The organism is Dehalococcoidia bacterium, from assembly GCA_030018455.1.
Lineage (GTDB): Bacteria > Chloroflexota > Dehalococcoidia > DSTF01 > JALHUB01 > JASEFU01.
In genome coordinates this window covers 476264-499825 of record JASEFU010000001.1, presented here as the reverse complement: position 1 = coordinate 499825, position 23562 = coordinate 476264, and the positions used below count along the sequence as shown (strand labels likewise).

General features: G+C 65.5%; 25 protein-coding genes and 1 riboswitch. Of the genes, 17 read left to right on the top strand and 8 right to left on the bottom strand.

The window, feature by feature from the left end; genetic code table 11:
• Positions 1–89: 89 nt before the first annotated feature.
• Positions 90–662: a DedA family protein gene (locus QME71_02425; GenBank protein MDI6857154.1), complete on the bottom strand. Its 573-nt coding sequence runs from the start codon at positions 660–662 to the stop codon at positions 90–92.
• 544 nt (positions 663–1206) lie between these two features.
• Positions 1207–2754, bottom strand: coding sequence for a trehalose-6-phosphate synthase (locus QME71_02420; protein MDI6857153.1), 1548 nt, complete (start codon positions 2752–2754; stop codon positions 1207–1209).
• 118 nt (positions 2755–2872) lie between these two features.
• Positions 2873–3009, bottom strand: a riboswitch (cyclic di-AMP (ydaO/yuaA leader).
• Positions 3010–3192: 183 nt separating this feature from the next.
• Between QME71_02420 and QME71_02415 the strand changes: the two genes are divergently transcribed.
• The 17 genes from QME71_02415 (at position 3193) to QME71_02335 (ending at position 17810) form a co-directional block, all read left to right on the top strand.
• Complete coding sequence (locus QME71_02415) at positions 3193–3918, top strand: site-2 protease family protein (GenBank protein MDI6857152.1); 726 nt, start codon at positions 3193–3195, stop codon at positions 3916–3918.
• Positions 3911–4408, top strand: a complete 498-nt coding sequence (locus tag QME71_02410; GenBank protein MDI6857151.1) for an HD domain-containing protein — start codon at positions 3911–3913, stop codon at positions 4406–4408. The genes QME71_02415 and QME71_02410 overlap by 8 nt, the downstream gene beginning before the upstream one ends.
• Before the next feature lie 31 nt (positions 4409–4439).
• On the top strand, positions 4440–5459 hold the full coding sequence (locus tag QME71_02405) for a prephenate dehydrogenase/arogenate dehydrogenase family protein (GenBank protein MDI6857150.1): 1020 nt from the start codon (positions 4440–4442) through the stop codon (positions 5457–5459).
• On the top strand, positions 5456–6784 hold the full coding sequence (gene aroA / locus QME71_02400; protein MDI6857149.1) for a 3-phosphoshikimate 1-carboxyvinyltransferase: 1329 nt from the start codon (positions 5456–5458) through the stop codon (positions 6782–6784). Before QME71_02405 ends, aroA begins: the two co-directional genes overlap by 4 nt.
• 3 nt (positions 6785–6787) lie before the next feature.
• Positions 6788–7081 (top strand): DUF370 domain-containing protein, encoded by a 294-nt coding sequence (locus tag QME71_02395; protein ID MDI6857148.1) that lies wholly within the window; start codon positions 6788–6790, stop codon positions 7079–7081.
• Positions 7078–7686 carry a guanylate kinase gene (gene gmk / locus QME71_02390; GenBank protein MDI6857147.1) on the top strand — a complete coding sequence of 203 codons (609 nt, stop codon included), beginning with the start codon at positions 7078–7080 and terminating at the stop codon, positions 7684–7686. The genes QME71_02395 and gmk overlap by 4 nt, the downstream gene beginning before the upstream one ends.
• Positions 7687–7852: 166 nt before the next feature.
• Complete coding sequence (locus tag QME71_02385) at positions 7853–8080, top strand: AtpZ/AtpI family protein (GenBank protein MDI6857146.1); 228 nt, start codon at positions 7853–7855, stop codon at positions 8078–8080.
• Positions 8080–9165 carry a F0F1 ATP synthase subunit A gene (locus QME71_02380; protein MDI6857145.1) on the top strand — a complete coding sequence of 362 codons (1086 nt, stop codon included), beginning with the start codon at positions 8080–8082 and terminating at the stop codon, positions 9163–9165. The genes QME71_02385 and QME71_02380 overlap by 1 nt, the downstream gene beginning before the upstream one ends.
• Positions 9166–9261: 96 nt before the next feature.
• Positions 9262–9477 carry an ATP synthase F0 subunit C gene (gene atpE / locus QME71_02375; protein ID MDI6857144.1) on the top strand — a complete coding sequence of 72 codons (216 nt, stop codon included), beginning with the start codon at positions 9262–9264 and terminating at the stop codon, positions 9475–9477.
• A gap of 40 nt (positions 9478–9517) precedes the next feature.
• Positions 9518–10024, top strand: a complete 507-nt coding sequence (gene atpF, locus QME71_02370; GenBank protein MDI6857143.1) for a F0F1 ATP synthase subunit B — start codon at positions 9518–9520, stop codon at positions 10022–10024.
• Positions 10025–10087: 63 nt separating this feature from the next.
• Positions 10088–10627 carry a F0F1 ATP synthase subunit delta gene (locus tag QME71_02365; GenBank protein MDI6857142.1) on the top strand — a complete coding sequence of 180 codons (540 nt, stop codon included), beginning with the start codon at positions 10088–10090 and terminating at the stop codon, positions 10625–10627.
• Between the two features lie 56 nt (positions 10628–10683).
• Positions 10684–12195, top strand: coding sequence for a F0F1 ATP synthase subunit alpha (gene atpA / locus QME71_02360; GenBank protein MDI6857141.1), 1512 nt, complete (start codon positions 10684–10686; stop codon positions 12193–12195).
• A gap of 269 nt (positions 12196–12464) precedes the next feature.
• Positions 12465–13337, top strand: a complete 873-nt coding sequence (atpG, locus tag QME71_02355; protein MDI6857140.1) for an ATP synthase F1 subunit gamma — start codon at positions 12465–12467, stop codon at positions 13335–13337.
• 13 nt (positions 13338–13350) lie between these two features.
• Positions 13351–14754: a F0F1 ATP synthase subunit beta gene (gene atpD, locus QME71_02350; protein ID MDI6857139.1), complete on the top strand. Its 1404-nt coding sequence runs from the start codon at positions 13351–13353 to the stop codon at positions 14752–14754.
• Between the two features lie 11 nt (positions 14755–14765).
• Positions 14766–15200: a F0F1 ATP synthase subunit epsilon gene (locus QME71_02345; GenBank protein ID MDI6857138.1), complete on the top strand. Its 435-nt coding sequence runs from the start codon at positions 14766–14768 to the stop codon at positions 15198–15200.
• A 252-nt stretch (positions 15201–15452) separates the two neighbouring features.
• Positions 15453–16739 (top strand): UDP-N-acetylglucosamine 1-carboxyvinyltransferase, encoded by a 1287-nt coding sequence (gene murA, locus QME71_02340; GenBank protein MDI6857137.1) that lies wholly within the window; start codon positions 15453–15455, stop codon positions 16737–16739.
• A 42-nt stretch (positions 16740–16781) separates the two neighbouring features.
• Positions 16782–17810 (top strand): rod shape-determining protein, encoded by a 1029-nt coding sequence (locus QME71_02335; protein ID MDI6857136.1) that lies wholly within the window; start codon positions 16782–16784, stop codon positions 17808–17810.
• On the opposite strand, the gene QME71_02330 is transcribed toward QME71_02335, so the two are convergent.
• The 6 genes from QME71_02330 to QME71_02305 form a co-directional block, all read right to left on the bottom strand.
• A complete protein-coding gene (locus QME71_02330) occupies positions 17807–18460 on the bottom strand; it encodes a redox-sensing transcriptional repressor Rex (GenBank protein MDI6857135.1) in 654 nt (217 codons plus the stop codon). The two genes, QME71_02335 and QME71_02330, sit on opposite strands and share 4 nt — an antisense overlap.
• A gap of 106 nt (positions 18461–18566) precedes the next feature.
• A complete protein-coding gene (locus tag QME71_02325) occupies positions 18567–19697 on the bottom strand; it encodes a thiolase family protein (protein ID MDI6857134.1) in 1131 nt (376 codons plus the stop codon).
• A 28-nt stretch (positions 19698–19725) separates the two neighbouring features.
• Entirely contained in the window at positions 19726–20169 is a 444-nt protein-coding gene (locus tag QME71_02320) for a Zn-ribbon domain-containing OB-fold protein (GenBank protein MDI6857133.1), read from the bottom strand.
• A gap of 61 nt (positions 20170–20230) precedes the next feature.
• The gene (locus QME71_02315; GenBank protein MDI6857132.1) at positions 20231–21046 is read right to left on the bottom strand and encodes a CoA-transferase; all 816 of its coding nucleotides are present in this window, start codon (positions 21044–21046) and stop codon (positions 20231–20233) included.
• Positions 21043–22011, bottom strand: coding sequence for a CoA-transferase (locus tag QME71_02310; GenBank protein MDI6857131.1), 969 nt, complete (start codon positions 22009–22011; stop codon positions 21043–21045). The genes QME71_02315 and QME71_02310 overlap by 4 nt, the downstream gene beginning before the upstream one ends.
• A gap of 156 nt (positions 22012–22167) precedes the next feature.
• A complete protein-coding gene (locus QME71_02305; protein MDI6857130.1) occupies positions 22168–23451 on the bottom strand; it encodes an MFS transporter in 1284 nt (427 codons plus the stop codon).
• Between the last annotated feature and the right edge of the window lie 111 nt (positions 23452–23562).

Below are 23562 nucleotides of genomic sequence, written 5' to 3'. Positions count from 1 at the left end.
ATCATGTCCTCAGCTTTGAGGCTTGAGACCTGTCTCTGCCCCCGTAGGAGCTACTCCTTCGCGGCCAGCACCCCGCCTTTCTGACCCCGCTACGCCTCAGGCCCCGATGGCTCCGGCTCCTGCCAAGCCCTCTTTATGTGCCGGTAGACGTACAGCCCTATGAGAATGAGGGCTATTATAAGGATCGGCACGTCTGCCGGCCTCATCCAGTCCCGGATCCGCTCCCAGTTCTCGCCCAGGACGTATCCCGCCCAGGCGAGCCCCAATGACCAGGGGAACGACCCGACGAAAGTATACAGGCTAAAGCGCCATATGTTCATCCGCGCCATGCCGGCGGGCAGACTTATGAACGTCCGCACTACCGGCAGCACGCGTGAGAAGAATATAGCCCAGTTGCCGTACTTTGTAAACCATCTTTCCGCGATATCAAGATCGTGGGGGGAAATCAGGACGTAGCGCCCGAAGCGGTTCACCAGCGGGCGCCCGCCCCAGGCGCCGACGTAATAGGCGAGCAGCGAGCCCAGGTAGTTGCCGAGGGCGCCGCAGAAAGCGGCAAGGAGGAGCCATTCCGCGCCCAGCGAACGCTCCTTTATGAGCATCCAGCCCGAGAGGGGCATGATGATCTCGCTGGGAAGGGGAATGCAGGCGCTCTCAATGGCCATCAGCACGACGACGCCGGGCCACTCGATGACGTCGTACGTGTTGCGGATGAAGTCGAGGATCGCTTCTTCTATGCCTGAGATCAGGGCACGCGGCTCCGGCTATTGCTGGACGCGCCCCTATTTGAGGGAGGCGTCGATTGAGTGTAGCAAGGCGCGAACGGCGGGGTCAAGGCAAACCGTGAGGGCGACTCCCGGAGCTCGCAGGCTGACATCGGGAATCCCCGTCATCTCGCCCGTATGCCCTTATCCGGCGCCCCCGCACGGGGCAGAGCGGGACGAGGACTTCATCTACGCGCTGCGGTACAGCTTCACCGGCTGGCCGTGCGTGGTCGTCCGCGCCGGTTCCTCGCCCGAAGGTTTGCCCATCGGCGTACAGGTTGCGGCGAGGCCGTGTTGCGACCACGTCGCGCTTGCCGTCGCTGCTTGCGTCGAACGGGAAACGGTCGGCTGGCAGCCGCCTCCGGTGCAGACAGGCGTGCCGGAAAAGCCCCGTAGATTTCCGGCATGGGGGGTTGAAGTTGCGGCCGGGCCTTCCTTGCTCGGCCTAGGCCCGCAGGTCGAGGCGGCCCGAGGAGAAGCTGCGGCTTGCCGCCGCCACGCTCGTCATCGCCTCGTCCAGGTCTTCCAGCATCAGGCGCAGCCAGCGCCCGAGGTCGTGGCGGAACAGGGCCCGCCGCAGCAAATAGGCCCGCTCCCGCCGCTGGTCATCGCCAAGCGACAGGGCCGTGTGCAGCGCCCTCGCCGTGTTTTCCACGTCGTCCGCTCGCACCGCGATCGCCCCATCGCGCAGCTCCTCGAACGCCCCCGCCGTCGTCGACAGCACGAGCGCGCCGTCCGTCTGGTTGACCGCCGGCCCTTCCTTGGCGACGAGGTTCATGCCGTCGGCAAGCGAATTCACCAGCAGCACGTCGTAGAGGGTGAGGCCGACCAGGGCCTGAAGGCGGTTCTGCTCGTAGAAGACCTTGATCGGCGACCAGCCGGGGCTGCCGTAGCGGGCGTTAATCTCGTCCACAAGCTTGAGGACGTTCTCGGCGTAGGCGCGGTACTCGGGGATGCTCGTGCGTGAAGGCACCAGGAACGCGAGGAACTTCACTCTTCCTCGCCACTCCGGGCGCTCCTGAAGCAGGCGGCCGAAGGCGCGGAAACCGCCGAGTATGTTCTTGCTCGGGTCCATGCGGTCGACACGGACGATCGTTCGCTCGCCCGCTTCTGCCTGCAGGGCCTCACGGTAACGCTCGGCTTCCGGCGACGCAAGACGGGCGCGCAGCTCGAACACGTTCACTGCCATCGGGTTCGCCCACACGCGGATGCTCCGGCCGCGGTGGCGGATAACCGACTGACTGAAATCTATGCGGGCGTCAGGGACGAACGACCAGCAGGACACGAGAAACTGCTGCGCCGACGCCTCGTTCTGGAAGACGACGCTGTCGTTGGCGAGGAGCCCCTCGTGAATGGAATCGACGATGGGGCGCGGCAGCAGCTGCCAGGCTTCCAGGCTGGGCCAGGGGATGTGCACGAAGTGTTGCAGGGCGACCCGCGGGCAGAGGTTGCGGATGAAGAGCGGCGCCGCGTACAGGTGATAGTCGTGCAGCATGACGCCGCGGCAGTCGCCCCGTCCTCTCGCCTCCGCTGCGGCCGCCTCCGCCAGGGCCTGATTGATAGGAAGATAGCCGCGCTCCCAAGCTTCCGGCGCCTTCTCGATGAGTTGGGGCCGCAGGTATCCGTTGTCGTAGAGGGAATGCTGGAGGAACCAGAGGAGAGGATTGCAGAAGTGATTATAGAAGAGGTCGAGTGCTCCGCGATCGGCGGCGACAAGCCGCAGGCGCTTTCCCCGTCCGAGATAGATTGGCCCTCTCCTGGCCGCTTCCCGGTCGCCTTCCGACAGGGCGCTGGCGATCCAGGTGAGGGGCACAGATTCAGCCACGGATGAAAGGGCAGTAGCGACGCCGCCGCCTGCCGTCCGGTGGCGCAACTCCCCTTGCTCGTCGACGAAGTGCTCAAGGGGCCCGCGGTTGCTGACTACGATGATGCGTCTTTGGTCGCCACCTCCGTCGTCATTCTTTCCTGATGTCGACAGTCTCTGGGTATCCACCGGTGCCCTCCTTTGCTTTGGGAAGAGGCCATGCTCACCCGCAGAATCCGCTTGCCCAGCGGCGGTGCCCAGATGCGGGGATACAAAAAGCCGGAGGCTCGTCCCCCGGCTCGCAGACCAGCCCTCTTCCAGTGGCTTACGAGGTTAGCTGACGGGTTAGGGCTGAAAGAGCCTGCCCCTCTCGCGACCGCGAGATACACCCCAGGGACCTGGTTCCCCCGTTCCCACCACAGTGGGATTCAGCCGTATTCCCTTGTTAACTCTCGATGCATTTTAGCCCGCGCTCATGGGCCCTGTCAACCCCAACCGCTCCCCAATGGGCCTTTGCCCGGCCCCGGTTCCACAACATCTGAAGCCTACGGCAGCCGTTTCCGCACCCTTACAGGCGTTTTTCTGCCTGTGCTATAATGTTTTCGCTAAATTGCTAAGGAAAACGAGTTGTTATTCTCTTATCTCGATCTATTAGAGGTCAGCCTCTGGTTGTTCCTCGTCTTCTTCGGCTCCGTTCTCGGGGCCTTGCTTGTAGGTATCACCTTCCACGAGTTCAGCCACGCCTTCGCCGCCTATTCTCTGGGCGACCCGACGGCCCGAAACATGGGCCGCCTCTCCCTGAACCCGAAGGTGCACCTCGACCCGATGGGCACGCTGCTGCTCTTCATCGGCGGGTTCGGCTGGGGGAAGCCGGTGCCGGTCAATCACTTTCGATTGCGCAACGGGCCGAAGGCGGGCATGGCAATGGTCGCCTTCGCCGGCCCTCTCTCGAACCTGGTGGTCGCGGGCGTCGCCGGCTTTCCCATACACGCGGGCATGGTGCCCTGGCGCACCCCGTTCCTCGTCCCCTCGAGCGTCTCCTTCTGGGATGGCTCCGATTACCTGGGGCTGTTCCTCAGCACCACCGTCATCTTCAACTGCGTGCTCGCCGTCTTCAACCTGATCCCGCTCGCCCCCCTCGACGGCTTTCGAGTCGCCGCGGGCGTCCTGCCGAGAGAGCTGTCGGAGACGGTGATAAGCCTTGAGCAATACGGCCCCGCCATCCTGCTGCTCCTGCTCATCCTGCCGTTCCTCACATCCGGCTCCGTGAGCATCCTCCACGAGGTCATGTCCCCGGCGATAAACGGTCTCGCGCGCGCGTTCACCGGAGTTGACGGTGGTGTCTTTGGCTAGAACGCTCTACCGATCGCGCCAGTTCTTCACCTCCATCGGCGCCTCGCTCAGCGACGACGACAAAGCCGAGGTGGAACGCCGGCTGGAAGGCGACCTCCTGGCGCTGTTTTACGGGATGACGCCGCGCGACCAGCGCCACTGTGTTGAGGTCTTCCGGACGCTGCAGAGCAGGGGCCACGACGACAGCGAACTGCTCCTCGCCGCCCTCCTGCACGATGTCGGCAAGGGGCCGGTAAGGCTGTGGCACCGCGTGGCATACGTCGTCATCAGGGCAGCGTCGCCACGACTACTCAAGGCGCTCGCCCGCCCCGAGGGGAGCGGCTGGCGACGCGCTCTCGCCTCATTCAGCGACCACTCGACCCGCGGGGCGTCGCTGCTGGAGGCGGCGGGCGCGCCCGAGGGAGTCGTGAGGCTGGTGCGAACGCACGAGCATGCGGGCGGCGACGACCCGCGGGCGGCGGCGCTGCGGGCGGCCGACGAATCGTGCTAGACGCTAAGTCCAGACGGAAGGGGGTGGCCGGTTGGCTAGAATAGCGATACTCGGCCTGGGACTTATCGGCGGGTCGATGGGCCTCGCACTCAAGCAGTCACGCCTGAAGGACATCGAAATCGCCGGCTACGACGTCGAACGCGGCGTCGCGACCAAGGCGCAACGCATCGGCGCCATCGACCGCGCAGCGCCCGACGCGCAGACGGCCGTGCGGGAAGCGGCCATCGTAATAATCGCCACGCCGATCTCGGCCATGCGCGAGGTGATGGGCGAGATCGCAGAGGCGCTGCCCGACAACTGCATCGTCACCGACACGGCGAGCACGAAGACGGATGTGCTGAGGTGGGCGGAGGAGCTCCTGCCGCGGCGCGTCAGCTTCGTGGGCGGCCACCCGATGGCGGGCAAAGAGCAGTCGGGGATCGACGCCGCGGAGGCAGGTATCTTCGAGGGGCGCGCCTACTGCGTCGTGCCGTCGGTCTCGGCAAAGGAAACGGCCGTCAACTCCATCGTCGGGCTGGCGCAACTGGTGAACGCCGTCCCCGTCTACCTCGACGCGCAGGAACACGATAGCTACGCCGCCGCCGTCAGCCACCTGCCGCTCGTCGCTTCCGCCGCCCTGTTCTCGCTGGCGCGCGAGAGCCCTGCGTGGCCGGAGATGTCGCAGGTGGCGTCGACCGGCTTCCGCGACGCCACTCGCCTCGCCTCAACCAACCCTGAACTGACCGACGACATCGTCCGCACCAACCGCGAGCAGGTCGTTCACTGGGTGAACCGTATGGTGCAGGAGTTGATCCGTCTTCGCGACCTGATAGAGAAGGGCGACGAGGACGAGGTATTCAAGACGTTCGCTAGGATCCAGTTCGAGCGCGACACCTACATCACCACCGGCGCCAGGCGGCGGGAAGAGGCGGCGGCGCCCATGCCCGACGCGGGCGTCACCGTCTCCGACCTGCTCGTTGGCGAGTGGGCGGCCCGGCGCACGCGCGAGATCATGAAGTCGCTCGAAGAGCAGGAACGCAGGGCGCGAGAGAGACGCCCGCGAAGGAAATGAGTCCGGAGATCACGGTAAAGCCGGCCCGTCGGCTCGAGGGCGCTGTGATCGCGCCCGGCGACAAGTCGATATCGCACCGGGCGGCGATCCTCAATGCCATCGCCTCGGGGCAGGCGGCCGTCGACAATTTCCTTCCCGCCGACGACTGCCTCGCCACCCTCGATTGCCTGCGCGCGCTGGGCGTCGACCTGTTGCTGGAGCGAAGCGAACGCAAACCCCGCCTAATCGTCGAGGGGCGCGGCTTCGACGGCCTGCGCGAGCCTGCCGCCGCGCTCGACGCGCGCAACTCCGGCACCACCATGCGCCTTCTCGCCGGCCTGCTGGCGGGGCGTCCCTTCCTTTCCGTCCTCACCGGCGACAGCTCGCTGCTCAGCCGTCCCATGGGGCGCATCGTGGCGCCGCTGCGCGAGATGGGCGCGCAGGTCCGCGGGCGCGACGGCGATACCCTTGCGCCCCTGACGATACGCGGCGGCCCGCTGCGCGGGATCGACCACCGGATGCCGGTGGCGAGCGCGCAGGTCAAATCGGCGCTGCTGCTCGCAGGCTTGCAGGCGGAGGGCGAGACGCGGCTGACGGAGCCGGCACCGTCGCGCGACCACACGGAGCGGATGCTCAGAGCGATGGGCGCGTCCTTGCGTTCGGACGGCGAGGCGCTTGTCCTTTCGCCGTCGGAGCGTCTCGCGCCGCTCAGCATGCGCGTCCCCGGCGACATCAGCGCCGCCGCTTTCTGGCTCGTCGCGGGCGCCATCCATCCGAACGCGGAGATACGGCTCGAGGGCGTGGGCGTCAACCCGACGCGCGCCGGCGTCATCGAAGCGCTGCGCATGATGGGCGCCGACCTGCGCGTCGACAACCAGCGTGAGGAGGACGGCGAACCGAAAGCGGACCTCACGGTGCGTTCGAGCCGCCTGCGCGGCGTTCGCATCGAGGGGCCGCTTGTGGTCCGTCTCATCGACGAGGTGCCGGTGCTGGCGGTCGCTGCCGCCCTGGCGCAAGGGCGCACCGTCATATCAGGCGTGGCGGAGCTGCGTGTCAAGGAATCGGACCGCGTGGCGGCCACAGTCGAGGAACTGCGAAAGCTGGGCGCGCGCATCGAAGGCAGCGATGATTCGCTGGTGATCGAGGGCGTGCCCGCGCTCACCGGCGCCCGCTGCGACAGCCGCGGCGACCACCGGCTGGCGATGGCGCTGGCGGTGGCGGGGCTTGTCGCGCGGGGCGACACGGTGATTTCGGGGGCCGACGCCGTCGGCGTCTCCTATCCCGGCTTCTGGGACGACCTGCGGGCGCTGACGTCACCGGCGGCCGGGGCTGTAGAGAAGGGGTGAGCCATGAGCGCAGACCTCATCCATGTCGGGTTTGGGAATCATCTGGCAACCAACCACGTTATCGCTGTCGCTTCCCCTAATTCCGCGCCGATCCGCCGCGTCATCCAGGACACCAAAGGCAAGGGCATGGTGATCGACATGACGAGCGGACGCCGCACGAAGTCGGTGATGTTCATGGACGACGGTCACATCATCCTGGCGGCGATAACCCCGGAGACGATAGCGGCAAGGGCGACGGGGCGGCGGGCGGCGGCCCATCGGGAGCCGTCGGAGGCGGTGGCGGGAGCGCCGGCGTGAGCGAAGGCGGAGCGCAGTCCGGGCCGCTGCTGGTGGTCATCTCCGGGCCTTCCGGCGTGGGCAAGGACGCCGTGCTGGAGCGGCTTCGCGCCGTCGAACCGGAGGCGCATTTCGTCACCACGGCGACGACGCGCCCGCCCCGGAATCAGGAGACGGACGGCGGCGATTACCTCTTCCTCAGCGACGAGGAGTTCGATCGGCTGCGGGCGGAGGACGCCTTTCTCGAGAGCGCGGTAGTCTACGGGTATAAGTACGGCGTGCCGAAAGCGCAGGTGCGCGAGGCGCTGGCGCGCGGCCGCGACGTGATCGTGCGCGTGGACGTGCAGGGGGCAGAGACGATCCGAAGGCTGGCGTCCGGCGCCGTGTTCGTCTTCCTCGCGCCCGAGTCGCTCGACGAGTTGGAGCGCCGGCTGCGACTCCGCGACGGCACCAACGCCGACATCAGGGTGCGCCTGGAGACGGCGCGCGCCGAGATGGAACGCCGGACGCAGTTCGACCACGTCGTCGTCAACCGCGAAGGGCGCCTCGACGAGACGGTGGAGCGGATACTGCAGATCATCGAGGCGGAGCGGCGCCGCGAAGGGCGGGCGCCCGTTCAAATCTGACCCCAAAGTGCGCAGCCCGCGTACCCCCGCCCGCAAGGAGAGGCCTGGGCGGGCACGGAGTCCCGCCCCACCGGGAAAGGCCCCTACGTCTACTTCGCTTGTTTTAAAAACGGCTTCGGTGATATAGTCCCGCACTGGGAACGGCCCCAAGCGGACGAGGTGAGCGATGGGTGCCATCCCGCCGGCCCTCAGACTGGTGGGCATAGGCTGGTACATAGCGCTCTGTATCGCCTTAGGCGTGGGTGGCGGAGTCTGGCTTGACCGCAGGTTCGAGTTGACACCTGCGCTCACCATGACGGGACTGTTCCTCGGGCTGGCCGCAGCCTTCCTCGGCGGCTACCTGATGCTTGTAGACGTGCTGAAGGCAATCGAACAGAAGAGAAAGGCGAGATAGTGCGTAGAGGCACCACAGTCCTGGTTGCCGTCTTTTTCGTCGCCCTCTTGGTCATCGGTTTTCTCTCATTGCGCTCACCCCGGCCCATCGTCGAGCTCAAAGCAGAGACGATCCTCGAAATCGGGCCCTTCCCCCTCACGAACACTATCCTCACTGCCTGGGTAGTCGTCGTTCTGATGGTCATAATCACCTACTTCGGGTTCCGCAACCCGCGGCTCGTTCCCCGCGGCCTGCAGAACTTCCTCGAGACGATCATGGAAGGCTTCTACAACATGGTGGCGGGCACGGCCGGAGAGTCGAACGCGCGCCGCTTCTTCCCCGTCGTCGCGACGATATTCTTCTACGTCGTCTTCGCCAACTGGCTCGGGCTCTTCCCCGGCGTAGCGACGATAGGCAAGGTGCAGGAGTTGCACGTCGAGGAGGGCGCGGAGTTCCACGAAAAAGGCTTCGTGTTCGAGGAGGTCGGGGGGATCAACGTCATCATGCCCTCTCCCCCGGCGTGGCCGCCCGCCGAGCCGTCGACAGTCGAGGTTGAGGTACCGGAAAACGCCACGCTCGAAGAAAAGGAGGCGGCGCTGGAAAAGGCGACGGCCGACCTGAAGCCGGACGAAAAGGCGGGTTTCTTCATCCCCTTCTTCCGCAGCGTCAACACCGACCTCAACGCGCCGCTCGCACTCGCCATCATGTCGGCCATCTTCGTCGAGTTCTGGGGCATCAGCAGCATGGGCTTCTTCCGCTACTCCAGCAAGTTCTTCAACTTTGGAAGGCTGCTGCAGGGGAAGCTGCTCGACGGCATAATCGACGTGTTTGTCGGACTGCTGGAGCTGATCGCGGAGGCGGCGCGCATCCTGAGCTTCACCTTCCGACTCTTCGGCAACATCTTCGCCGGCGAGATCCTGTTCCTGGTGATGATCTTCCTGCTGCCGCTCATCGCCCTTCAGTTTGTGTACGTGATGGAGCTCTTCGTGGGGCTCATCCAGGGCTTCATCTTCGCGATGCTTACGCTTGTATTCGGCGTGGTCGCCGTCTCCGGCCACGGAGGCGAAGGCGAGGCAGAATCAGGGGGCCCAACGGTGCCCGAATAGGGCGAGGGCCTGTGAATAATCGGCAATAAGTAGATCGAGGGAGGAGAGATGGACCTGGTCAACTTGCTACCACTTCTTGAGATAGGCGACGAGGCGATGAGGTTTCTCGGCGCGGCATTCGCCATCGCCATCGGCGCCATCGGCCCCGCTCTCGCCATCGGCATGCTCACCGGCAGGGCAATGGAGGCGCTGGGCCGCAACCCGGAGGCGCAGCCCGTGATCACGACCAACATGATCCTGGGTATCGCCTTCGCCGAGGCTATCGCCATCTACGCCCTCGTCGTGGCGGTGATGATCGGCTTCGTGTTCTAAGCGCCGCCGACGTGGTGGGGTCAAAGGGGGAAGAACGACTTTGGACGCCCTGGGAATAAACATCCCCGGACTTCTGGCCCAGCTCATAAACTTCGCCATACTGCTGGCCATTCTGCGCTTTGTCGCCTACAAGCCGTTCATGCGCATGATGGAGGAGCGCTCGCGGCGCGTCCGCGAAGGGCTCGAGGCGTCGGAGCGGATGAAGGAGCAGGCGGCGCAGGCGGACGTCGAGGTGCAGAAGCGGCTCGAAGAGGCCCGCCAGGAGGGCCAGGCCCTGATCGGCCAGGCGCAACAGATAGCGGCGCGCATCCAGGACGAGGCCCGCGAGCAGGCGCGGTCGGAGGGCGAGGCGCTGCTTGCCCGCGCACGCAACGAGATCCAGCTCGAGCGCGACGAGGCGATCTCGCAGATACGGCGCGAGTTCGCCGACCTGACGATCGCCGCCGCCGAGAAGGTCATCGGCCAGTCCCTCGACCGCAAGGCGCACCAGCGCCTCATCGACGAGGTGCTGGCGGAGTCCGGTTTGTCAAAGGACGGCGCTTCTTAAGGAGAGCGCCGTTTTCTAGTCTGCGTTAAGAGGGGCGCTCCCTCTTAATAGAGGTATACTTATATGAGGACAGAGGCAGCGGCCAAACGCTACGCCCAGGCGGCATTTGCCGTCGCGCTCGAATTCGAAGAAGTGGAACGCTGGGCGGAAGACCTGGACGCGCTGACGACACTGATGGGCGAGCCACGGGCAGCGGCCTTCCTGCAAAGCGATAAGGCTACGGACGCCGACAAGCGGGCCTTGCTGGAAGCCGCCCTTTCCGACGTGAACCCCCGCGCGATGAACCTGGCGCAGCTCCTGGTCGACAAGCGCCGCGTCGGCCTCGCCGACCAGATACGGCAGGAGTTCCACGCCCTGCTCGACGAGCACCGCGGCATCGCGCGAGCTACCGTAACGACGGCGGTGCCGATGTCCGACGACGAAACGCAAACGGTCGCGGCAAGGCTCAGCAAAATGACGGGTAAGCAGGTCATCGTGGCGCCGCGCGTTGACCCCGGCATCCTCGGCGGCCTGGTGGCGCGCATCGGCGATACCCTGATAGACGGCAGCGTCCGCAGCAGGCTGCTGGCCTTGAAAAAACAACTGGAGGGACAGACCTCCTGAGGCGGGAGAAAGCGACGACAGGGACCCGGTCCTGATGTAGCAGCGGAGAAGGAATCATGGCAGTACGGCCGGAAGAGATAGCATCGATTCTCAAGCAGCAGATCGAGCGCTTCGGCGCCGAGGTCGCCCCCGTCGACGTGGGCGTCGTCATCGAGGCCGGCGACGGCATCGCCCGCGTCCACGGGCTTCGCAACGCCCTCGCTGGCGAGCTCGTCGAGTTCGAGAACGGGGCCATGGGCCTCGCCCTCAACCTGGAGGAAGACACCGTCGGCATCATCGTCCTCGGCGACTACGCCTCCCTGGGCGAGGGCGACGAAGTGCGCTCGACGGGACGGGTGGTGGAAGTCCCCGTCGGCGATGCGCTGATCGGGCGCGTTGTGGACCCCCTGGGCCAGCCGCTCGACGGCAAGGGGCCGATCAACGCCGAGAAGACGCGCCCCGTCGAGAGAATCGCCCCGGGCGTCATCATGCGGGCGCCGGTGAACACGCCGGTGCAGACGGGCATCAAGGCCATCGACGCCATCACCCCTATCGGGCGCGGCCAGCGCGAACTCATCATCGGCGACCGCACGACGGGAAAGACTGCCATCGGCATCGACACAATCATCAACCAGAAGGGCGGCGACCTCACATGCATCTACGTCGCCATCGGCCAGAAGCAGTCGAAAGTGGCGCAGATCGTCGCCTTACTGGAGGAGCACGGCGCGATGGAGCATACCATCGTCGTCTCCGCCAGCGCTTCCGACCCCGCTCCCATGCAGTACCTTGCGCCCTACGCCGGCGCGGCCATGGGGGAGGAGTTCATGGAGCAGGGACGCGACGCCCTTATAATCTACGACGACCTGTCGAAGCACGCCTGGGCTTACCGCCAGGTGTCGCTCCTGCTGCGGCGTCCGCCGGGCCGCGAGGCCTATCCCGGCGACGTCTTCTACCTGCACAGCCGCCTGCTGGAGCGCGCGGCGAAGATGGCGCCGGAGTTCGGGGGCGGTTCGCTCACCGCTCTTCCCATTATCGAGACGCAGGCAGCCGACCTCTCGGCCTACATCCCGACGAACGTCATCTCCATCACCGACGGCCAGATCTACCTGGAGACGGACCTGTTTAACGCCGGTATACGTCCCGCCATCAACGCCGGACTCTCAGTGTCGCGGGTGGGCGGGAAGGCGCAACGGCGCGCGATGCAGCAGGTCGCCGGCCGGCTGCGGCTCGACCTGGCGCAGTTCCGCGAGTTGCAGGCATTCGCGCAGTTCGGCGCCGCGGAGCTCGACGTGGCCACGCGCAACCAGCTCGAACGCGGACGCCGGGTGACAGAGGTGCTAAAGCAGCCGCTGTACAACCCGATGCCGCTGCGGCAGGAGGTGGAGATACTGTACGTGGTCGTCAACGGCTACCTCGACGACGTGCCCGTGGAGAAAGTGCGCGACTTCGAGACGGCGTTCCTCAGCTTCATGGAAAGCAACCACCCGGATATCGGGCGGAGCATCGAGGAGAAACAGGAGATCACGCCGGAGATCGAGGAGTCGCTGAAGAAGGCCATCGCGCAGTTCAAGGAGACAGTTCCCTACTAGCAGCCGGGGGTTCAGGGGGCGGAGCCCCCTGACGGGAGACCTGGGGGGTGTCCCCCCAGCCATTGACCTGGTAAGCCATCATGCCGACGATCCGTGAAATACGCAGGCCCTGCCTGGGCTGCCGGCACCCCAGCCTGAAGGCTGGGGCATGCCCCATCGAGGGCAATGTCCCCGCCTTTAGCCGGAGTGGGGCCCGCCTCATGCCCCCACCTTTAGGTGGGGGTCGAGAAGAGACCTCCGTTCCCCATCAGTGGACGGGATAAGTCATCATGCCGACGATCCGTGAAATACGCAGGCGGATCCGCTCCGTCACCAACACCGCGAAGATAACGCGGGCGATGGAGATGGTCGCCGCCTCCAAGATGCGGCGGGCGCAGCTCAACGCCCTCGCGGCGCGCCCCTACGCCGACAAGATGCGCGAGATGCTCATCGACCTGGAGGAAAGCATCGAAAGCCTGCGGCTCGAAGCGCCACACCCTTTGCTCGAGCGCCGCAACGTCAGAAACATGGCCGTCGTCGTCATCAGCACCGATCGCGGCCTATGCGGCGGCCTCAACGCTAGCATCAACCGCTTCGCCGCCGGCTTCATCCTCGAGCAGAAGGACGTCAACGTGCAGGCGATCGCAATCGGGCGCAAGGGCCGCGACTTTCTCCTGCGGACGGGCGTCCCCCTCATCGCCGAGTTCACCAACCTTGACGACTACCCCAGCTTCGAGGACATCAACCCCATCGCCCGCCTCATCATCGATGAATACGTGACCGGGAACGTGGACCAGGTGCACCTGATATTCCCGCTGTTCGTCAACACGATGGTGCAGCGGCCGGAGAGCAGGCTCCTGCTTCCGGTAGAGGTGCCCAGAGGCGTGGAGCGGCCGATACAGTACATCTACGAGCCGTCGCCCGTCGACGTGTTCAACAGGCTGCTGCCGCTCTACGTGCAGCGGCAGATATACGAAGTGGTGCTGGAGAAGAGCGCCAGCGAGCAGTCGGCGCGCATGGTGGCGATGCGCAGCGCAACCGACGCCGCGAACGAGATGGTGGAAGACCTGACGCTTGCCTACAACAAGGCGCGCCAGGAGTCGATCACCAAGGAGCTGCTCGACATAGCCGGCGGCGCCGAAGCCCTGAGAACGAGCCAGTAGTACGGAGGTCAGCATGGCCAAGGGGAAGGTTGTTCAGATAATCGGCACGGTTGTGGACGTCGAGTTTCCGCCGGAAGAGCTTCCGCCTCTGTTCAACGCCATAGAGATACCGATGGACGGGAGCAGGCTGGTGGTCGAGGTGCAGCAGCACCTGGGCAACAACTGGGTGCGCTGCCTGGCCATGGGCTCCACCGACGGCCTGGCGCGGGGCGCCGAAGCCATCGACACCGGCGCGCCGATCAAGGTGCCGGTGGGCCCGCCGACGCTGGGACGCCTCTTCAACGTCCTCGGCGAGCCGATCGACATGCAGGGTGAAGTGCCGGAGACCGAGCGGTGGCCCATCCACAGACAGCCGCCGTCCTTCGAGGAGCAGGCGACGACGACGCAGATGCTCGAAACGGGACTGAAGGTCATCGACCTCATTACCCCCTTCACGAGGGGCGGCAAGGTGGGCGCCTACGGCGGCGCCGGCGTCGGCAAGACGCTCGTAATCATGGAGCTTATCCGCAACATCGCCACCGAGCACGGCGGCACCTCCGTCTTCGCCGGAGTGGGCGAGCGCTCCCGCGAAGGCAACGACCTCTGGAAGGAGATGAACGAATCGGGCGTCGTCTCGAAGACGGTGCTTGTCTTCGGACAGATGAACGAGCCGCCGGGGGTTCGCATTCGTGTCGGCCTGACGGGCCTGACGATGGCCGAGTACTTCCGCGACGAAGAGGGGCAGGACGTCCTCCTCTTTATCGACAACATCTACCGGTATACCCTCGCCGGCATGGAGGTATCGGCGCTGCTGGGGCGCATGCCCTCCGCCGTGGGCTATCAGCCGACGCTGGCGACGGAGATCGGCGACCTCGAAGAGCGCATTACCTCGACGCACAAGGGATCGATCACCTCCTTCCAGGCGATCTACGTCCCCGCCGACGACTACACCGATCCCGGCGTGGCGACGACGTTCGGGCACCTGGACGCCGTCATAGCCCTCGAGCGCTCCATCGCCGAGCAGGGGCTGTACCCGGCCGTCGATCCGCTGACTTCGTTCTCGCGCATCCTCGACCCCAACGTGATCGGCGAGGAGCACTACCAGGTGGCGCGGGGCGTGCAGCAGGTGCTCCAGCGCTATAAAGACCTTCAGGACATCATCGCCATTCTGGGCATGGAAGAGCTTTCCGAGGAGGACAAGCTGACGGTGCAGAGGGCGCGCAAGATCCAGCGCTTCCTGTCGCAGCCCATGTTCGTCGCCGAGGCGTTCACGGGGCGTCCGGGCCGCTACGTTTCGATACGCGACACGGTACGCGGCTTCAAGGAGATCCTCGAAGGTAAGCACGATGACCTGCCGGAGCAGGCGTTCTGGATGGTGGGGACGATCGAAGAGGCGCGGGAGGAAGGCGAGCGGCTGGCGGCGGCAGGCCGCGAGTAGGGGCAAAGACGATGGCCAAGCTTAGCATCGAAGTGATCACGGCCGAACGGGTGGTCTTCTCAGACAGCGATCTGGACGTCGTCATAGCGCCGGGGATAGAGGGCGAACTGGGCATACTCCCGTCTCACGCGCCCCTCATCACCACCCTCACGCCGGGTGAGGTCCGCCTTCGCAAGGCGGGCGAGGAGACCAGTCTGACCGTAACCGGCGGCTTTCTGGAGGTGCGGGACAATTGCGTCGTCGTCCTCGCCGAGGCGGCGGAACGGGCGGAAGAGATCGACATCGCGCGGGCGGAGGAAGCCCGCCGCCGGGCGCAGGAACGGCTGAGATCGCGGGCAGAGGCGATAGACCTTGCGCGGGCGGAGGCGGCGCTCCGCCGTTCTCTCGCGCGCTTGAAGGTCGCCGAACGCAGGCGACGACGAGGGGGACAGGCGGGCGGAGTCTAGTTCCTTTCCGTTTCCGTTCTTGCCCGCCTGTCCTTTCCACCCGTCCGGCAGCAGGAATCACCACGGGGCCAGCGCTTCCGCCGAAGCCCGGTCATGGCAGACCTGCGCACGTCCGTCATGCGCGCAGCCTGTCAACGGAAAGAAAACCGACAAACGGACGGCGCCCCCATCCACTTGATTGTCGGCGGCGGCGGGTCGCCGGACCTCTTATCCCCTCTCTTGCTTGAAGTGGCAGGCCCGTAATGGTAGTTTATGGGAAAACCGCAGGAGCTACAGCAGCCTTTGTCTGGAGACCGCTTTCTCATCGAGGGGGGGCGCCGGCTTCGAGGCCGGGTGCGGACGAGCGGCAACAAGAACGCCGCCATTCACGCGATGGCGGCCACGTTGCTGACGGGCGAAGAGTGCCGCCTGGAAAACGTGCCCAACATCGGCGACGTGAAATCGATGGCGGGCATCTTGCGCAGTCTGGGGGCCGAAGTGGAGCAGACCGGCGCTTCCTCCCTGCGCGTTAGCGCCGCTGATATCCACACCCTCACCGCTCCCAGCGATCTGGCGACTAACCTCCGCGGCAGCTTTCTGGTCACCGGCCCGTTGCTTGCCCGCTTCGGCGAGGGCGCCTGCTGCCCCCCGGGCGGCGATATTATCGGCCTGCGTCCGCTGGACGTGCACCTCATCGGCTTCCGCATGCTGGGCGCCAACGTCGAGCGGGAGGGGGACAAATTCATCGTCAGGGCAGAGCGGCTCAAGGGGACGCGCATATTCCTGGACTACCCCAGCGTGCTCGGCACTCAGAACCTGATGATGGCGGCATCTCTGGCGGAAGGGCGCACCACGCTGGTCAACGCCGCCTCCGAGCCCGAAATCGCCAGCCTCGCCGACATGCTGAACGCCATGGGAGCGCGCATATCCGGCGCCGGCACGCACACCATCGAGATCGAAGGCGTCGACAAGCTCCGTGGCGTGACCTTTCGCATCCTGCCCGACCGCATCGAGGCGGGCACGCTGGCCATCGCCGCCGCCATTACGAAGGGCGAGGTCGAGATCATCGAGGGGGTGCCGCGGCAGCTCGATGCGCTGCTCTGGAAGCTGCGGGAGGCGGGCGTCGACATCGAAGAGAGGGACGGCAATCTGCTTGTCCGGGGAAAAGACAGCCTGCAGGCGATCAACGCCCAGGCGGTACCCTACCCCGGCCTGGCTACCGACCTCCAGGCGCCCCTGGCCGCGCTGCTGACCCAGGCGCACGGGGTGAGCTCGATCTACGAGCGGGTGTTCGAGAACCGGCTGCTCTACGTCAGCGAGCTGCGCAAGATGGGCGCGGAGGTGACCACTTCCGGCACCACCGCCATCATAACCGGCCCGACCCGTCTTGTGGGAACGTCGGTGCGCGCGGTCGACCTGAGGGCGGGAGCGGCGCTGGCGCTGGCCGCGCTGGCGGCAAGCGGAGAAACCGAAATAAGCGATATGTACCACCTGGACAGAGGATACGAGGCGCTGGACCAGAAACTCAGGTCGCTGGGAGCGGCGGTGCAGCGGGTCTGATGCAAGTGTCATCATGATGACCTAGGCTCGGAGAGGCTGATGTTGACGAAAAGGTTGGGGATCGACCTGGGCACGGCGAACGTGCTCGTGTACGTCAAGGGGAAGGGGATCGTGGTCAACGAGCCCTCCGTCGTGGCGCTGGCGCCCCGCGATAACACGGTCGTCGCTGTGGGCAACGACGCCCGCATTATGCTGGGACGGACCCCAAGCGCGATCTCCGTCGTGCGGCCCATGCGCGACGGCGTCATCGCCGACTACCTCATCACGGAGTCGATGCTCCGCTACTTCATCCGCAGGGCGCTCGGCCGGCTGAACCTCATCAAGCCGGAGGTGATGGTCTGCATACCCGCCGGAGTCACGAGCGTCGAGCAGCGGGCCGTGCGGGACGCCGCCGAGCAGGCGGGAGCGCGACGGCCCGCGCACCTGGTGCCTGAGCCCCTGGCGGCGGCTATCGGCGCCGGAGTGCCCGTAGGATCGGCGAGCGGCAATATGCTGGTCGACATAGGCGGCGGACGCACTGAGGCGGCGGTGATTTCGATGTACGGGATCGTGGTCAGCGAATCAGTGCGCGTGGCCGGCGACCGCATGGACGACGCGATTGCCGCCTATATCAAGAGGCGTCACAACCTCATCATCGGCGACAGGACGGCGGAGGAGGTAAAGATCGCCATCGGCAGCGCCCTTCCAATGGAGGAGGAGATGACGATGGAGATCCGCGGCCGCGACCAGATAAGCGGCCTCCCCAAAACAACCATAACTACCTCAAATGAGATTACCCAGGCGATCCAGGACTGCCTAGCGAGCATCGTGCAGGCGGTGCGCTCCGTGCTGGAGAAAACGCCGCCCGAGCTGGCCTCCGACGTCATCGACCGGGGGATCGTCCTCACCGGCGGCGGCGCTCTCCTGCGTAACATCGACGTGCTCCTCATGCAGGAGACGGGCGTGCCCTGCCACATCGCCGAGAACCCCATGAACTGCACCGCGGTAGGCGCGGGAATCGCCCTCGAGCATCTGGACGTGATCAAGCGGAGCCTGCCGACGGAAGAGGAATCGCTGGTGGCCAGTCTCTAGGAGACGGCCTCCGCCCTGCCGCACTCCTTCAGGTAGTGGGTCATGCTCTGAAGGGTGAGCACGGGTTCGATGTGGCGCACAATGACGTCCGGCGGCACCCGCGGCGAAATGGGCGCGTAGTTCAGTATCGCCTTCACTCCACACTCTGCCAGCCGGTCGATGACCTCTTGCGCAGCGCTCGCGGGGACCGCCACGATGCCGATGTCAGCGGGGTGCCGCCGCAACACTGAACGCAACTGGCTCACGTCGTGAACGACAACATCACCCACCTTCTCGCCCACGACAACGGGGTCGCAATCGAACGCGGAGGTGATGCGGAAGCCGCCCAGGGGAAAGCCGCGATAACAGAGAATGGCGCGGCCCAGGTCGCCCACGCCGACCAACGTCATCGCCCACTCCCTGTCGAGTCCCAGGATGTTCCTCAGCTCCTCGCCCAGACGCCGGACGTTGTAGCCGCGGCCCTGCTTCCCAAATCGGCCGAAGTAGCTGAGGTCTTTGCGGATCTGCGCCGGCGTCACGCCGAGGTGCTCACCCATCTCCTGCGAGCTGACAACCTGCCGCCCCTGGCTTTCCAGAAGCGAGAGCATGCGCGCGTACACGGGCAGGCGGTCGATCACCACCTGGGGGATGCTGTCTGCCGACAGCCCCACGTTCCCTCTCGCTGCTTTTTGATTGCGCATTTCTGCACAATCTTACAATCGCCGGGGGGCTAGCGTCAACGAGGAATGTGCGCTCGAGATGGCCAGCGCAGCCGCCTCACGTCTGATAGATCATGATCTCGATGCCGCCGACGCCGGCGTTGTGCTGGATGCCCACCTTCGCGTTGGCTACCTGGCGCGGGCCTGCCTCGCCCCGCAACTGACGCACGATCTCGGTGATCATTGCGCCGCCCGTCGCGCCCATGGGGTGGCCGCGGCTCAGCAGGCCGCCGTCGGTGTTGACCGGCTTCTTGCCCGTGATCTCCGTGCCGCCCTCCCAGACGAAGGGGCCGCCTTCGCCCTTCTTGCAGAAGCCCAGGTTTTCGATGGTGAGTATCTCGCCGGGGGTGAAGGCGTCGTGGCACTGGCATACGTCGACGTCTTCCGGCCCGAGACCCGCCATCTCGTACACCTTTTTCGCCAGCATCTCGGTCGGGCCTTCGGACAGCGCGACCTCGCCCGGCGTGTAAGTAGGGGTAGCGCCGCCCCAGCCGACGAGAAAGACGGGCTTCGTGGTGTACCGCCGCGCCTTCTCCTCCGAGCAAATGATCACCGCCGACGCGCCGTCGCTCGTCGGGCAGCACTGGTAGAGGGTGATGGGATCAGCGATCATGCGCGAGTTCATCACCTCTTCCAGCGTCAGAGGCGCCTGGTACTGCGCGTAGGGGTTGAGGACGCCGTTGCGGTGCGATTTGACCGATACCTGCGCGAAGTGCTCCGGCTTGGTGCCGTAGAGGGCCATGTGACGCTGCGCCATGAGGGCGTAGGCGCCGGGCATGAGGGCGAGGCCCATCGCGCCCTGGAAGCTGACGCCGCCCCCTGCGTTCATGCCGACGGGCAGCATGCCGCGCCCCATCTTCTCGACGCCGATGATCATGCACGTGTCAAAGATGCCGGCCAGGATCGAGTTGGCGGCGAGGTCAACGGCGCGGGAGGAGCTGGCGCAGGCGAGCTCGACGTTCGTAACGGGCAGGCCCGTTCGCCCCAGCTCGCCGAAGACGCTCAGTCCGACGCCGCTTCCGGCGACGACCCGGCCGCAGAAACCGGCGTCGATGTCCCGGAAGTCCATTCCCGCGTCTTTCAGCGCTTCCAGGCCCGCAGTGCGGCCCAGCTCGTTAATGCTCTTTTCGGGAAAGCGGCCGAAGGGGTGAAGGCCCACCCCGAGCACCACAACTCTCTTGTCGCTCATTTCGCTCCTCCTCGGAGAACCCTTCGAATCAGCGGCTGTTGACCGGCCTGAACATGAAGGAGACGACGTCGTTCCCTTCCTCGTCTTCCTTCATTTTGACAAGCTTGATTTCGACGTCCATTCCCACGCGCACGGCATCCAGGTCAACATCGGTCAGCACCGTCTCGATCGCCACCTTCTCCGGCAACTCCACGACAGCGATGGCGTACGGCGCCTCGATCATGGAGCCGGGCGGCGTCTGGCGGGCGATGGTGTAAGTCCACACTTTGCCCCGCGTGCTGAGGTCTGCCTCATCGAGGCCTTGCCGATAGCACGTGAGGCAGACGTAGCGGCGGGGGAAGAAGTAGGTGCCGCAGTCGGGGCAGCGGCTACCGATGAGGATGGGCTTGCCGTCCGGCTTTTCGGGCAGGCGAAACATCCCCTGTCTGAGGGGGACCATCTGTTTCGCCGGCTTCTCCTCGCTGTCGGTCATTCGTTCTCTCCTGTGCTAACTGAGGGTCGAATGGGAAGCCCGGTGTTCGGCCGACCGGGCCCTATACGGTCGCCGTGATCCATTCGCCGCGCGAGAGGGTGTAGCCTCCGGGGTCGATTTCGGCGCGGATAATCGCCAACTCCTCTTCGGTCGGCGGCTGCAGCACGTCCAGCTTCTCGGCGATGAGGGGCTTGAACTCCATCCGCTCCAGCACCTCGTCGACCGTGATCCAGGGGGCAACCGCCTCCAGGCGCATCACGTGGGTCTCCTCATCAAAGCCGAAGATCGCTCTCTCGGTGACCACTTTGTACGGGCCCGTGTTCGGCGGCATACCGGCGCGCTCTCGGGCGCCCGGCGAGCCGTCGATGTAACCGGGCGACGAGACGAAGTCGCACTTCTCCACGAACTTACGCTTCTCCAGCTTGGTCATGATGATCGTCCGCCATACGGTGGAGGCGATCTCGTTGGCGCCGCCGGGGCCGCCGAAGCGGCGGTCGGGCTTGTCGTAGTCCTGCCCGAGGATGGTGGAGTTGAAGTTGCCGTACTTGTCGATCTGGACAGCGGAGAGGATGCCGTAGTCGGCGTACCCCAGGCAGGAGTGGGCGTCGACGATGTTCATCCCTTCCCAGGCGACGGAGCGGAAGTGGGAGCGGCCGGCCCCGAGCATCATGCGAGGGAGCGGGAAGCTGGGGCTGGGGGTAATGGCGCCCTCTTCCACCAGGTAGCCTACGTTGGGCGCGTGCGTCCTCTTGGCGAGCAGCGCCGCGAACAGGGGCGGGCCCGCCATCTGCACAAAGTAGAGCTTGTCCTCCTCGATGAGCCGGGAAATGCTGCAAATGTTGGCTTCGAGGTCGGTGAAAGTGATCTCGGTTGTCATAGGTAGCCCTCCCGAATAAGCTCCTCGGAGCGCAGGCGCAGTAACTTGGCGGCGCCAACCCTCTTGTCGAGCATTTCCTCGTGCGAGGCGACGCTGTAGACGTACTTGTCGAGGTACTGGTCGACGGTGCCCTGCATCTGGGCCATCGCGAACTCGAACACGGCCTCGAAGTCGGCGGCGTAGCGGCCGGGCGTGCTGCCGGGGTAGGTGCCGAAAGGCGCGTACACCACGGCGTCGACAAGATAATATGGGATGGTCGTGCGCTGAGGCTCCCGCCTGATCTCCTCGTTGCTGATGAGCTCCTCCGTCGAGATGATCAGCTTGCGGGAGGCCATCGCGATCTCTTTGGGCGCTACGCCGGCGCCGAAGATGCGGGCGTTGCCGTGGATGTCGCATTGATGGGCGTGAATGATAGCGACGTCGGGGTTCAGGGCGGGAACGACGACGATTGGCTTGTTGGTGAACGGGTCTTTCACCAGCTTCGCTCCCGACTTCTTGAAGGTATCGGTGCCGCCCAGCCATCGCATCGGCAGGTAGGGTACCCCGAGCGAGCCCGCGAGGAGACGATAGGTCAGGGTGCCGTTTGACCACTCGATGAACTTGACGCGCCCCTCATGCAACGCCTTATTGACGATAGCGCCGGTCTCCATCCAGCCCACATCGACCTTGCTCACGCAGCCGCCGGCAACCAGAAGGCTCGTATCGGACCAGCTAAACTTGGCGGCGATCCACAGGTCTTTCTTGCGCTGACGGATGATCTCCCGGAACAGCGACGAGGGGCCCCTGCAAGCGACGTTCTGGTCGTAGGCCATGTAGTCGCCGTCCTCGACAAAGCGCGACACGGCTTCCTGTTCCGTCATCAGCTTGACGATCGGCTTGCGTTCCTTGTGCGTCCTCACCCACTCCCGCACGCCGTCGGGATCGGGCGGCTTGAACTCACCGGTTCCTTCGTCCAAGACTTCCATTGGTCTCTACCTCCAGCCCGCGTACGGCGATCTCAAATGCCTCGCATCTCTATTCAAACTGAGGAGCTTTCGCCCGGGGACTCTGATGCCCCCGGCCAAACACCGCCCTCTTATCGGCGGAATCAGGCAGATTATCATCTCGCCGCCGGATTGTTGTCAAACGGACGCGACAGAGGGGCGCGCCTTCGGCGGCGAGGCGAGGACCATCCAGAGAAAGGCGAGGAGCAGCAGCGCCGCGAATGCCCAGAAGACGGGGGCGTAGCTGCCCGAGACATCGAACGCCCATCCGGCAAGAGGCGGGCCGGCGGCGTTAAAGGCGATGTTCACCGGCGCCACAAAGCCCCGGATCCTCCCCAGGGCAGTGCGCCCGAAGTAGTCGGCGTGGATGACTCCCATCATCGTCACCATCACCCCGAAAGACAGGCCGTACCATACGCCGTAGAAGTAGGCCAGGAAGGGGTTCGTGGCGTGGATGAGCAGAACGATCCCCGAAGCCGAGGTTATGAGGCTGAGCGCCATCGTCCAGCGGCTCCCGATCCGGTCGCGCAGCATGCCCGCGATCAGCCCGCCCACGCCGCCGAACACGGCGAAGACGGCCACGACGCCCACCGCTAGAGTCGCGCTGAGCCCCTTGTCTTCGAGATGGGGCATCTGGTGCAGGTTCACGGCGCCGCTGATGAGGAAGACGTTCGAGGTGGCGAGGGTCACGAACCAGAACGCGGGCGTCCGCACCGCCTGGGGCAGCGTCCAATCGTTTTCGGGCGCGAGCGCGGGCACCTCAGGCGCGACGGTTTCCCGCGGGTCGCCGTCGGGCAGGAGGCCGATGTCTTCAGGGCGCCTTCGCAGATAACGGAGCGCCGGCAGCACGGTAAGGGACAGCACCAGTATGCCGAGTGCGAACCAGGCCTGGCGCCATCCCGCCCAGACAACGACAAGCTGCACCAGCAGAGGCAGCAGCGCCATGCCGGCGCGGTTGCCGAGAAGTGCGATCCCCATGGCGACGCCGCGCCTGCGGATGAACCAGTTCGACACGGCGACCGCGACCGCCAAATCGATTACGCCGATGGCCGTCGCCCGGCCGAGGAAGTAGAAGATGTAGAACCAGCCGAGGGCCTGCGTGAAGGCGATGGCGATAAGCGAGCCGCCCATCACAAGGGCGCCGCCGCTTATCGGCAGGCGCGCGCCGCGGCGGTCGAGGAAGGCGCCGGCCAGCGGGGAGACGAGAGCGCCGCCGACGTTGCCCATGGTGACGGCGAGGGAAACGGTGAGCCGGTCCCAGCCGAACTCCTCCTGGAGCGGACGCACGAAGACGCCGAGCACGGGGTTGTAGAAGGAGACCTCGGTGAGGGCGGCGACAAAGGCTACGCCGACGATCACCCATCCGTACGCGCCCGCCGGTCTCCGCTCCGACAGCGCCGTCTTTCTGCCCGCGAATGCCATCGTGTTCCGCTCCCTCGAAGCGCAAGGACTCGCGCTAAACATGCACACAAGCCGGCGTGAGCGTCAACAGCGAAGTCCCCGGCGGAGTTCAGAGGGAGACTCTCCCTCGCG